The sequence below is a fragment of the Hymenobacter sp. BT18 genome (assembly GCF_012273015.1).
In the GTDB taxonomy this organism is placed as follows: domain Bacteria; phylum Bacteroidota; class Bacteroidia; order Cytophagales; family Hymenobacteraceae; genus Hymenobacter; species Hymenobacter lutimineralis.
Genome location: NZ_CP050954.1, coordinates 3689154 through 3701366, shown reverse-complemented (window position 1 = coordinate 3701366; position 12213 = coordinate 3689154). Strand labels below are relative to the sequence as shown.

Annotated in this window: 9 protein-coding genes; 4 read left to right on the top strand and 5 right to left on the bottom strand. The window is 61.3% G+C overall.

Features of this window, described 5'->3' with window-relative positions:
- Positions 1–59 precede the first annotated feature (59 nt).
- Both HER32_RS15910 and HER32_RS15905 read left to right on the top strand, forming a co-directional pair.
- A complete protein-coding gene (locus tag HER32_RS15910; RefSeq protein WP_168682571.1) occupies positions 60–494 on the top strand; it encodes a hypothetical protein in 435 nt (144 codons plus the stop codon).
- A gap of 210 nt (positions 495–704) precedes the next feature.
- Complete coding sequence (locus HER32_RS15905; RefSeq protein ID WP_168682570.1) at positions 705–1118, top strand: hypothetical protein; 414 nt, start codon at positions 705–707, stop codon at positions 1116–1118.
- 82 nt (positions 1119–1200) lie between these two features.
- Here HER32_RS15905 and HER32_RS15900 read toward each other — a convergent pair whose 3' ends face one another.
- Positions 1201–2463, bottom strand: a complete 1263-nt coding sequence (locus HER32_RS15900) for a zinc dependent phospholipase C family protein (protein WP_168682569.1) — start codon at positions 2461–2463, stop codon at positions 1201–1203.
- A 218-nt stretch (positions 2464–2681) separates the two neighbouring features.
- On the opposite strand from HER32_RS15900, the gene HER32_RS15895 reads away from it, so the two are divergent.
- Positions 2682–4799, top strand: coding sequence for a hypothetical protein (locus HER32_RS15895; RefSeq protein WP_168682568.1), 2118 nt, complete (start codon positions 2682–2684; stop codon positions 4797–4799).
- A gap of 90 nt (positions 4800–4889) precedes the next feature.
- Positions 4890–5681 carry a TVP38/TMEM64 family protein gene (locus HER32_RS15890; protein WP_168682567.1) on the top strand — a complete coding sequence of 264 codons (792 nt, stop codon included), beginning with the start codon at positions 4890–4892 and terminating at the stop codon, positions 5679–5681.
- Positions 5682–5765: 84 nt separating this feature from the next.
- On the opposite strand, the gene HER32_RS15885 is transcribed toward HER32_RS15890, so the two are convergent.
- The 4 genes from HER32_RS15885 to HER32_RS15870 form a co-directional block, all read right to left on the bottom strand.
- The gene (locus HER32_RS15885) at positions 5766–8804 is read right to left on the bottom strand and encodes a M4 family metallopeptidase (RefSeq protein WP_168682566.1); all 3039 of its coding nucleotides are present in this window, start codon (positions 8802–8804) and stop codon (positions 5766–5768) included.
- Between the two features lie 256 nt (positions 8805–9060).
- On the bottom strand, positions 9061–10692 hold the full coding sequence (locus tag HER32_RS15880) for a PAS domain-containing protein (protein WP_168682565.1): 1632 nt from the start codon (positions 10690–10692) through the stop codon (positions 9061–9063).
- A 27-nt stretch (positions 10693–10719) separates the two neighbouring features.
- On the bottom strand, positions 10720–11079 hold the full coding sequence (locus HER32_RS15875) for a hypothetical protein (RefSeq protein ID WP_168682564.1): 360 nt from the start codon (positions 11077–11079) through the stop codon (positions 10720–10722).
- Between the two features lie 184 nt (positions 11080–11263).
- On the bottom strand, positions 11264–11941 hold the full coding sequence (locus tag HER32_RS15870; RefSeq protein WP_168682563.1) for an SOS response-associated peptidase: 678 nt from the start codon (positions 11939–11941) through the stop codon (positions 11264–11266).
- Positions 11942–12213: the final 272 nt, after the last annotated feature.

The following is a 12213-nucleotide window of genomic DNA, read 5'->3' as shown; positions in this document are numbered from 1 at the left end:
CCCCGCAGGCAGCTGCCACCTGCCCCAAACAAAAGCCTTAGCTTCACGTTTTTCCTCCCATGCAGCTGCCCCACACCCTCTCCACCCCCGACTACCAGCTCCAGTACCGCCCCGACCTTCAGCTCCTGATTCTGCGCTGGCTGCGGCCGCTGTCTCTGCCCGATATGCAGGCCTCCTGCCGCCAGCTTCTAGCCCTGGCGCTGGAATGCCAGTGTGCGCACTGGCTGCTTGATGGTCGCCGCGAAGGGCCCATCAACCTGCCCGTGACGCAGTGGCTTACCGAAGAGTTCTTCCCCGAAGCGGTGCGGTCCCTAGCTCCGCACCCGCTCTTCCTGGCTGCTCTCAGATCCCCGGCCCGTCTTCAGCAGCTCAGCTCCGATACTACGGTGGCCCCGGCCGTGCACCGTGCCCTGGCCCCAGAGCAGCCCTACCACACAGCCGTGTTTCTGACCGAGGCAGAGGCACTCGCCTGGCTTACGGCCCAGCCCCACTAGCCTCCGTAGGCCGCGTCGGGTGACCGGGGTATAAGGAAGCAGAGGTAAGAACAGGCTTGCTGCTAGCATATCCTGCCAGGGGCTGCTACTCCCGGGCCTTGGCAAAACCAAACGCTTTTGCCTTAGTTTACAGGGCGCATTCCGTTGCGGTAGCCTCCGCCGGAAAAGGCGCTACGCGCCAGCCGCGCTGTTTCTTTGTTGTCTTCTTGTATGTATTCGTCGCCCACGCTTACCATTCAGTACCGCCCCGATCTGGACATGCTCACCGTACGCTGGCTGGATTCGCTGCAGCCTGAGCAGTACCGACAGGATTACCACACCATCCTAGCCGAGGCTTTGGCACACGGCACGACGCGCTGGCTGATTGATATACGCCGCCGCCCCCACCCCTCTCCGGATATGGCCGCGTGGGCTGCTAATGTATGGCTGGCCGAAGTAGTAGCGGCGTTAGCCCCGCGGCGGGCCCGCCTAGCTTACCTTATTTCGCCCAGCCGCGAGCAGGCCCTGCAGGATAGCCCCGCCCTGCAGGCCAGTGTGCAGCAGGCCTCCGACCCCAGGCGGGGCTACGACGTAGCTATTTTCAACGACGAAGGCCCCGCTACCCACTGGCTGCTGGCTGCGTAAGCCAACAACTTCCCCGGGCCCTATACCCACCCGCCGCCCCGCGGCAGAGTCCATTGGCCGCGCTATTCCGGCTGCGGTGGGGTCATTCGGCCGCCGTGACGGCTACTTTCAGGTGAGCCAGGGCCTCCTGGGTTTTGCGCTGGGTACTGGCTTCGTTTTCTTCCTTCGCAGCTTGGTTGGGTGCCGCGGCCACCGCAAAGAAAGTAAGCAGATGCTCCTTTTGAGGAGTGGTCAGCCCCTCAAACTTCTTGTCATCCAGCTTGCGCAGCCACTCTCCGTAGGTTTCGTCAGCCAGGGCATACTCACCGGCTTTGGTTTGGTGGCCCGTGTCGAAATCGGTGTTGGGCAGGGGCGCTACGGGGCCGGGGCCCTGCTTTTCCAGCAGTCCGCAGTACTTGCTTATCACCACCCGGAAGGAGTTGCGAAAGAGCTTCTGGGCTTCGGGCGTGGGCAGCACGAAGGCAAACGGTTTTAGGGGACCTATCTTGGGCAGCAGCCGCACAATGCCCGAGAGCATGCGCGCCCCCAGGCCCGGCCGCTGGTAGCTGCCGCCAAACTCCTTGCGATACTGGCGCTGGCTGAGGTGGTACACGTAGTCGCGGCGGCGGGCTTTGGGACTGAGCTTTTTGATGTCGTCGCGCTTGCTTTGCCAGGCGGCCCGGGTGGCCAGCGGAATCAGCTCCTTCACGGCAAAGCGGTAGGAGCTGATGCTCAGGTCCACGTTGGCAATGACCTGCCCCAGCTTCAGGCCGTAGGTTTTCTCGAAGCCCCGCTCCAGCACTTCCTTGCTCACCTTGAACCCGATGTAGTTGTGGTAGTCGTCGGAGCGGTAGCGCCCGGCCGCCACCTGCACCACATCAAAGGCAAACTCGAGCTGGGTATGCTGGGCAGGCGCTTCTTCGTACGTAATGACGTTGCCGAACCTGGCCTGCAGCTCCGGATAAACCGAGGGCATGGCCTTGTTGGTGCCTTCGGGGTGGCCGCTGATGTCGGCGGCGTAGTGCGCCAGGGCCCCCAGCGCAAACGCGTACTCATTCCGGTCGTGGGCTTCTTCCAGCAGGTGCTGCACGAAGTCGCCGGAGCGTACATAGTGGGTGAGGTTGGTGAACAGCTTCGAGCCAAAGGGGTAAAAGCCCATGTCCTGAATGATGGCGCCCCCGTAGGCGTAGGCTTTGGCATCCTGCAGTTCCGCCGAAGTGCCACCGGGAAAGCGCCGCTGTAAGGTGGGCAACAGGCACCGCTGCCAGGTGGAGTCGATGTTGGCCTGGTGGGTGAGCACAGAATAGGCGGAGGCCGAAGCCGCTGACGCCAGCAGCAACAGACCAAGCAGAAAAAACCGGAGCATAGAAAAACAGGGGAAGCGTAGGCCCGCAACGTGTAAAAAGAACTTTCTGTTGTCGGGCTTACGGCTAAGGTTTGCACAAAACCCTGCTGCCTATGCTACGGATGCCGGCAGGCCGGCCTATTTTTGCGCCGCCGGGCGTGGGGCTAGGCAAGTAAAAGCACTGGGAATTGCTGTTTCGCTTTAGAGGTTTTCGTTGGATTTTTTTTGGGCTACTGCTCGTGATGGGCGGGCTGCGGGCCCAGCATACGCAGGCCCAGGCCGGGGCCCCGCTGCTGCGGGAGCTTATCCTGCGCACCGATACGGTAAGCTACCAGCTGAGCCGCCACGTGTTTTCGGTGAAAGGCGAGCCGCACCTGTACTTCAGCTACCGCCGCGACGACGAAACGGTTGACCTGCTGGTGTCGCCCCAGCCCGACGTGCGCAAGCCCCTGCGCCTGGTGCGCTCCGCCGATTTTCAGCTGCTCGACTCTCTTACCCTGGGCCCCGATGGCGCCTCGTACCGGGCTAAGCTGCGTTTCCGCGACCTGACGGCGGCTCAGTTTCTGCGGCTCACCTTTACGGCGCCCGCCGATACGGCGGGCCGCCCGCCCCTTTCCCAAACGGTGAATCTGCTGCCCGTCACGCGCACCACGCTGGAGTTTCGCCCCTCCGATACGGAGCTATTCGTGGGCGAGGAAAAGGTGTTCGACATCGGCAGCAACAACCCTAAGAACGTGCGCACCACCGGGGAGTGGACGCGCGGCCAGGACATCGACTACCGCCTCACCCAGGAAAAGGGCCAGCTGCGCTTGCACGTGCTGCCCAATACCATCGGCAGCCGCATCCTCACCGTTCGACCCCAGACGGAAAAGCCGTTTCTCACCGACAACAACCGCCGCCTGAGCTACGCGCTGCCACCCATCCGGCAGGACTTCACGGTGAAGGCCTCGCGTTTGCGGTTTCTGAGCGTGGATAAAAAGGAAATTACCCTGGTAGAGGCCACCCGCCGCCAGGGTGTGGAGCTGATTCTGGACAATGGCCGCACGTTTGATTTGCGCCGCACCTACCGCATCGAAGACCAGGAGGAGCCCGGCGGGGAGCTGATTGCCGAGCTTTACATTCGCCAGTACCTCACCAACGACCGGGTGCTGTGCTGGCTGCGCGTGTACAACACCCACCGCCAGACCGACAGCTACCTCTACATCAAGGAAAACGACCTGGCCAAGTACGTTACCAACTTCAACATCTCTCCCAAGACCACCATCAGCGGGCTGAGCGTGCGGCACCGGGGCGGCGACTGGACCAACAATAATGCCGTGAACCCCGGCGAAACGGTGGACGTGCGCCTGGATGGGGAGTCGTTGCAGCGGGCCCGGTTTCACTTCGAGGATGTGCAGGTGGTGCCTTCCGATTCCAGCATTCGCTCCGATGCCTCGGTGGTGTACCGCGTGCAGATTCCGATTTCGAGCGACAAGAAACGCATCAACATCTTTAACGCCGGGCAGCCCACGGGATTTGCGCTGGCGGTGCGCGAGTTTCAGCGCCCCCACCCCCTCGACTTCGTTGGTATTACCTTTGGGGAAGTGCCCCGCCCCATCACGCGCTTCAACGGCCCCATTCTCTACGACCGCACCATCAGCGACGTCGTGTTCAGCTTCAACTCCGGGGGCATCGACACCGAGCAGCAGCTCTACGGCAAGCAGTACCTCACCTTCGACATCCGCACTCAGAACAGCAAGGGCGAGCTGATTGAGATGCGCACCGTCGACAACATAGTGGTGTGCCCGGATGGCTCCTCGGTGCGGGCGGCGTTTTACCAGGACAAGCAGTGCCAGGTAGGCAATCTGAGCCTCAACAACCTGCTTTCCGCCCGTAAAACCCACGATCTGGACGACTGGAGCACCATCATCATCACGGTACGCCACACCCAGAGCCAGTACCAGGAGCCCGGCTTCTCGCAGAAGCTGGAGCTGGTGCTCAAGCGCAAAATCAAGTTCGACATTGACGTGAGCTTCCCCGGCGGCCTGCTCACGCGCAAGCCCGGCGACACTGGTTTTGGCTCTTTTGGTGGCATCTCCCTGGCCATGCTGGGCCAGTTGAGCTTCTATCACCCCGAGAAAATTAACCGCCTGCGGCCCTATAAGATTGGGGCCGGGTTTGTGGCCCTCAATGCCTTCAACCTGAACAGCAGCGACACCTCCGTAGAGCGTGACCTGGGCATCGTGCTGCTGGGTTCGGTGTACCCCACCCGGCGTGAGGCTAAACTCTCCTTTCCCTTGTACCTGGGCGGCGGGTGGCTGCTTTCCCGCGGCAAGCCTTTCTTCTTGCTTGGCCCCGGCATCGGGGTGCGCCTCTGACCCGGCCTATCCTTCCTGCCTTGCCTGCGTAAAAGCCCAAAGCCTGCTCTCCTTACTGAGTGGGCTTTGTTTTGTACTTCCGCATTGCGCATGGCTACCACTGAATCCGCACCAATTTCTCCCCACGAACAGGCCTCCTCCAGCCGGCTGCCGCTGTACGTTTCCCTAGGCATTGTAGCCGCTTTGGTAGGCTGCTATTTCCTCTGGCCTGCCTTCCACGACGGTGTGTTGGAAGCCTTCCGCACGCTTACCAGCGGCGACAAGCCCCGTATTGCGGCCTGGGTAAAGCAGTTCGGGTTTTGGGGGCCGGTGCTGGTGGTGGTGGCTATGGTGGCCCAGATGTTTCTGGTCGTCATCAACAATGTGCTGCTGATTCTGGTAGCTATTCTGGCTTACGGCCCGTGGTGGGGGTCGTTGCTGGCCTGGGTGTCGGTGCTTACGGCCTCCTCCGTGGGTTACTTCCTCGGCCGGATGCTGGGCGGGGCCTTTGTAGCCAAAATCCTGGGCCGGAAAAACGAGCAGAAGGTGGAAGAGCAGGTAGGGCGCTACGGCATTGGGGCCGTGTTTATTGCCCGCCTCACGCCCGTTATTTCCAACGATGCCATCAGCTTTGTGGCCGGCCTGGGCCGCCTGGGCTACCTCAAGTTTATTTCGGCTACGGCGGTAGGCATTCTGCCGCTTATTGGGCTGCTGGCATACCTGGGCGAAGACACCGGGCGGCTGAAATCAGGGCTGTTATGGGTTTCGGGTATCAGCCTGCTGCTTTTTGGCGCCTACGTGTTCTGGGACAAGCGCCGCCACCCGGCCACGGCACAAAAGCCCGCCGATGGACGCCCGAAGGACGCCGGCCCGCTGCCGCAGCATACGCCCCTGCGCAAGTAGTCAAGCTCATCTAAAAGCCAACGAGCCGGGTAGCTTCTGCTGCCCGGCTCGTTGGCTTTGTTGTGCCCGTAGAGGCTGATCAGACTATTGCTTTACCACCATGCGCGTCGCGGTGCGCTTGCCATCGGTGGCCCGCAGTACGTAGGTACCGGCGGCCAGCCCCTGCAGGCTCACCACGGCCCGCCGCCCCGGCCCCACCGCGGTGGTGCGCACGGCGCGGCCCAGCAAATCGTAGAGGGTAGCCGTGGCCGCCGCCTCAGTTTGGATGGTCAGTTCGTCGTGGGTGGGGTTAGGGTAGGCCGCGAGGCCCGGCAGCATAGCGGCTTCGTCGCGGTTGGCCAGCACCCGGGAGCCCTGCGCAAACCATACGCCCCACTTGGCTTTGTCTACTAAGCCCACCGGGGTACCGCTCACATTCACCTTGGTACTAGTCAAAGGAGCAAAGGCCAGGATTTCGTTGCCTTCCGACGACATAGCCGTGAACAGGAGCTTATCGTCGAGCTTACTAAAGCAGGGCGTGCCGGCTACTCCACTTTCGGAGTAGATGGTGCTGCCCTCACCCGTTTCCAGGTTCAGAGCCATAATGGAGAAAGGCGTACTGCCCCCGTCGGCATCCAGCATATCAAAAGCCATGATGTAGGGCGAGTTTTTCGACAGCACCGGGTTGCCAATGCTCAGGCCTTCGGGCAGGTTCTGCACCAGCTTTTCAATCTGCCCCGTGCCCCAGGTTTTCTTGCTGTTGTCCCACACGTGCAGAAAGCCAATATCCCAGAAGTCAATGTCTGTCCCGGAGGCATTCGGAATTACGTTGTAGGAGTCGTAGACCAGAAACTGGCCCGAAAAGTCCCACTCCAGGGCATCGGCGTAGCGTACACCGGTGCCCTTCACCCCGCTGGAGTTAGTGGGGTTGTACAGCATGAAGCGCGCTACCTTGCTCTTCGCCAGATCGAAGACGTAGATGGACGTATCCTGGTCGGTGGTCACGGCGGCCAGCTTGGTGCCGTCCTTGGAAATGGCCACGTTGTGCCAGATCGGGTCGTTCTGCACCACCGATTCGCTGACGGTGCTGCCCAGCTGCAGGGCCCGGAGCTTGTGGTCCCCATCCACGAACACGGCTACCGTGCCTTTGTCGTTGATGCTCGGGCGCGAAAGTACTGCCGTGTTGGACAAGCGCTGGAAAGCACTGGCGTCGGTTTTCGACAGGTACAGGGTGCCCTGCACGTTGGCGTCGGTGTTGTAGAGCAGAATGAAGTCCTGGCCGGGGTTGGTGGGCTGGTCTTTGGTGGTATTGGTGGGCTGGCCATTGGTGATGCCCACCGCGTCAAACGCGGTTTTGGCCGCCGTTACTTCGGCAGAGGAGGCCCCGTACAGGTCGGTGGCGGCCTGAATGACCCCCAGACGCAAATCCAGGAACTGCGAAGAGCGGGTGAGGTAGACGTTGAGGGCGCGGTACCACACTTTCTCGGCGTGGTCGCGGCCGATGGCCGTGGCAAACTTGTAAAAGGCCCAGTTGGGAATGCCGCTGTTGATGTGCACGCCGCCATTGTCTTCGGTGCCGGTGTACAGCTCGGCCATGGTGCGCGGCTGGTAGCCGCGGCTGTTCAGGTTGCTGCCGCCGTTGTGGGGGTCCTGAAGGGAGCGAAGCGCCCCGCTCGGGAAAGCCGTTTTCAGCACCACGTCCTCTCCTATCGTCCAGTCGTCGCGGTCCATCATGGCCCCAAATACGTCGGCCATGCTTTCGTTCAGCGCCCCGCTCTGGCCTTTGTACTCCAGGTTGGCCGTGCTTTGCACCACGCCGTGAGTCATTTCGTGCCCCGCCACATCGAGGCCGCCCGAGAGGCTTTTGAAGCCGACGTTACCTTCTCCGTAGGCAATGAGCTTACCGTTCCAGAAGGCATTGTCCATCCCGGTACCATCTTCCTCGGCCAGGCGCACGATGGACAGGATGGTGCCGCCGTTGCCATCAATGGCGTTGCGGCCGTGGGTGTTGCGGTAATAGTTGTAGGCCACGCTGGCGTTGTAGTGCGCCGATACCGCCGCCTTCAGGCTCCACGCGTTGTTGTTGTTGGCTACGTGGGTGAGGTTGAGCTTGGCCGGGGCCGAGTTGTTGGCATCCAGCGTGAGCAGGGCCCCAGCCGGGTCGTCGGGCATGGCCGACTTGGCCAGGTTAAACATCGGCTGGGCCCCATCAAGCAGGTAAAAGCCGTTGCCCCACTGGTAGGTGTTGATGGTGCGCGTCACGCCGTTCAGGTCCTGGGCTTTGGCCGTGCGGGGGCCATCCGCTGCGCACGACGACTCGTACTGCTCCAGCACCCGGCCCGAGCCCGCATCCACGAAGGACTCCCACTTCTCCCGAAACGAAGGCCGGGACGTAACGTGCCAAGCCAGCACCGGCGCGGCCGCCGGAGTAGCATGGTAGACGACCAACTCCGTAACCGGCCCCTGGTAGTCCAGCAGCTTTCGGGCCGCTTCGGAAAGGCCCGTTACCCGGGTTTTGGTGTGCAATGCGGCCAGCGCGGCGCCAGCGGCACTGCTGGCCGAAAGACTGGGCGTGGTGCTCCTGAGTTGGCCAGGCGACGCAAAGTACCGCCCGCTGAGCAGCAGCGGTTGGCCCGTAGCATCAGTATGCACTACCACTTCACTGCCATATACCGGAATGCCCTGCCAGCGCTGCTGCAGGCGCACGTGCGTTTGGCCCAGCTCGTCGCGCATCTCTCCGCGCACCACAAATTCCTGTTGTGGGTTTTGCACCCGCATTTCATTGCCCAGCTCTTGTAGGAACTGTAAGCTGGCCGTGGTGGGGTTAGCAGAGGCCACGCCCTGACGCCTGGTGCCGGTGGCCTGAATGAACACCGGCAACCCCGTTTCCGGGGCCCGCGACACCTGAATAGCGCTGATGCGGCCGCCACGTCTTACCGGGCGCGGCAGCGTTTCCAGCCGGGCCGCCTGCCGTGGGCTAGTTGCGGCCAGTTGCGGCACGGCCGGCGTAATCACCACGGCCTGGGGCTTGTTCCGACTGGCAACCGTTGGGCGGGGGGCTTTAAAGGGAGTGCCCTGGCCTACCGCCGAACCGGCCAGACCGAGGGTGCTGAGCAGCGTCAGCAAGGGTACAGTGTATTTCATAGCGAGCAGAAGGAAGCAGAGTAGACTATTTACTTCTGCAAAGCTCCGTCTCTTCCCCGCATAGTACAATCACATATTAATGTGAGCCAACTACATAGCATGCTTAACCGCCGTTTTGCTACCGTGTGGACTGTAAGCTCACCAGGCTGTCATGCTTCGCTGCATTCGACATGAGGTACCTTCATCTACCTGTCCACACAGCCTCGTCCAGGTATAAAAAAGGCTCCTGCTCAGGAGCCTTCTTTATGCTGGTCGCCTATTCGCCAAGGCGGCGGCGTAGCTCCTGTACCTGGTGCTCCAGGTCCAAGGTGCGGAAGACAATCTTGGCTTCCAAGTCAGAGTAGGCCCGTTCCAGCTGCTCCTGCAGCTGCTTTTGTTCGGTTACATCGGTGTTGGTGCCCAGCCAGCGCACCAGCTTGCCCTGCTCGTTGTGCACAGGAACGGCCCGCGTCAGAAACCAGCGGTACGCCCCGTTGCGCCCCCGTAGCGGAAACGTTAGCTCCCAAGCCTTTCCCAGGTCCCAGGCCGCATCGACGGTTGCAGCCACGCGGGCCAGGTGGTCGGGGTGGTGTACTTTCTTCCAGCCCTGGCCCTGCATTTCCGCCAGGGTTGTGCCCGTGTAGTCGTACCACTGCTGGTTATACCAATAGATGTAGCCATCGGGCTTGGCCATCCAGGCCAGCTGGGCCATATTATCAGCCAGGGAGGCAAACTCCTCATCCCGTTCGCGCAGGGCGCGCTGGATCTGGCGCTGCTCGGTCACGTCCTGCATAGCGCCAATCATGCGGATGGGGCGGCCATCTTCTCCATGCGACACGTAGCCCCGGTCGTGCACGTAGGCGTAGGAGCCATCGGCCCGGCGGTAGCGGTACTCATCCTGCCACATCGTGTGGCCATTGTCAATTACCCGATGAATGCCATCTACTACGCGGGAGGCATCGGCGGGATGGATGTGCTCGTACCACCATTGGGAAGTTGCTTCTACCTCAGCCCGGGTGTAGCCGTAGAGCCGGAAAATGGCGTCGTTCCAACTTACTGAGTTGGTTTGCAGGTTCCAGTCCCAGATAGCGTCGTTGGTAGCCAGCGAGGCCATGTGGTAGCGCTCCTCGCTGGAGCGTAGCTGAGCTTCGGCCAGCTTTTGATCGTGAATGTCGGTGCACGTGCCAAACCAGCGGGTAATTTCACCCTGCTCGTCCCGAATAGGCTTGGCCAAGCCCAAAAACCAGCGGTAGGCCCCATCAACGCCTTTGAAACGGTACTCTATTTCGTAGTCTTCGCCCGTTTGCAGGCTACGGCCCCACACCTGCTGCGCCCGGGCACGGTCGTCGGGGTGGAGCAGGTTGTTCCACATTTCGGTGCCCTGGCTCTGGGCCAAGGTGTAGCCCGTATAATCGGTCCAGCGCTGGTTGAAGAAGGTGTGGTAGCCGGCAGGGTCTGTCAGCCACACCATCTGCGGGATGTACTCAATAACAGCCTGGTAATCCTGGGCCTGCTGGTAGCGCTGCGTCACGTCCATGACGGTACCCACAAAGCGGACGGCGCGGGTACGCGCTTCATCGAAAACGGCATGCCCGGTGGCCCGCACCCGGCGCAGCTTACCATCTTGCAAGCCAATGGTGCGGTACTCAATGTCGTATTCGCCCGTGCCGGTAGGTTGCAGGGCCTGCTGCACCACGGCATCGGTCTTGGCGCGGTCATCGGGGTGCAACCCGGCCAGAAACACGCTGTAGTCAATTGGCGCGTCGGCGGGCAGTCCAAACAGCTCCTTGCACCGGTCCGACCACCGCAAGGAGCCCGAAAGGGGGTTGAAATCCCAGGTGCCTATTCCTGCCGCTTCGATGGCCGCGTGCAGGTTGTCATAAGGAGAAGAATCCGGTAAGTCAGACATGGTACGAAAGCAGAAAGCAGGGCGGGCTTAGGGCTGAGTGAGCTGCACTTCCATGCCCGAGAGGAAGTATAGGTTGAGCTGGCTGTGCAAACCATCAGCTGAGCGGCGCAGGCGAGTAATCAGGGCCCGGGTGGTTTCCTGCTGCAGCTGTATCTCCAGGTAGGGTCGTTTCAGCAGCTCGTCGCGCTCTACCGACCACGACCCGGCTTGCTCGTCGTGCGTGGCTTCCAGCTTTAGCTCTCCCGGCAGCAGGTGCAGGCGGGTAACCTGGGCCAAGGTACTCGTGGGGTCCGTACGGTTCAGTACCCGATCTGCTACCCGCCAGGCGCCCGCAAGATATTCCTCCGGCAGCTGTTGCAGGTTGACATCAAATAGCAGCTCAGTCATAGACGGTGGAGGTAGCGAACTGTACGGTTGCGCTTACGAAAGTACAGCCTTTTTCTTAAGCTCAACAGTAACGTAAGCCATTTCTTAGCGAAGAAACCAACCGCCGCCGGATTAAAAAGATTCGATGCGGAGTGCTTAAAAGCCCAACCACCAAACCTGTGCGCCTGCAGGAACCAGGACTTGCCTAGCTCCAGGTAAACGGGGCGGCGCAGGCGCTGTCGTTGTTTCCCGGCGAGTTCACCTGGCTTCCCACGGTGTATTGCTTCATGTCCAGCGCATGGTAGGGCCGCAGCAGCTGGGTTTTGGCCGCCCCGCCGTCATCCAGCCACTGCAGCTCGGCTTCCCGGCCCGGCAGAATCACCGGCATCCGGTCGTGTATACCCGTCATCAATTCATTTGGCTCCGTGGTGATGATGGTGAATGTAGGGTGTACTTCTCCCGTTTCTCGGTTTACCCACTCATCCCAGAGCCCGGCCAGGGCAAAAGGCTGTTCACTGCGCAGCATAATGCGGTGGGGAATCTTGGGGCCTTTGCTACCCGCGGCTGGTCGCTCCCACTCGTAGAAACTATCGGCTAGCACCAGGCAGCGGCGACGCTGCAGCAGCTGGCGAAAAGAGGGTTTTTCGGTTAAAGTCTCGGCGCGGGCGTTTATGGGTTTGTTGGCTTTCTGCGCATCTTTCACCCAGGCCGGCAACAAGCCCCACTGAAAGAGCTGCACTTTGCCGGGCTCGACGTTGGTGATAATGGGCAGGCGCTGGGAAGGCGCCGCGTTGAACGTTGGGGCCGCATCGGCCGGCATAGTGGCTTCGAAGCGTGCCTCAACTACAGGAGCAGGAGCAGTGAATGTATAGCGGCCGCACATAAGCAGGAAGGGTCAGGTGAAGGAAGGTGGTGGTTACTACTGGGTGCCTCTGGTAGTACGCAGCAGTTCCGGTGCTGTTTGGTCGAGCTACCTTCGGCTAGCCCCAACGAGGCATCTGACATGAGGCCTCCCCCTCCCCTTGCTGGACAGAGCAGCAACGCTAAAACGCCCTAAACGCCTGGGGCAGCTCTTGCTTTTTTTCTTTTCCTGCCTAGTGGATTGCCTTCGGAAAAGATCAAAAAGAAACCCCCTTGCCGTTGCCGGAAGGGGGC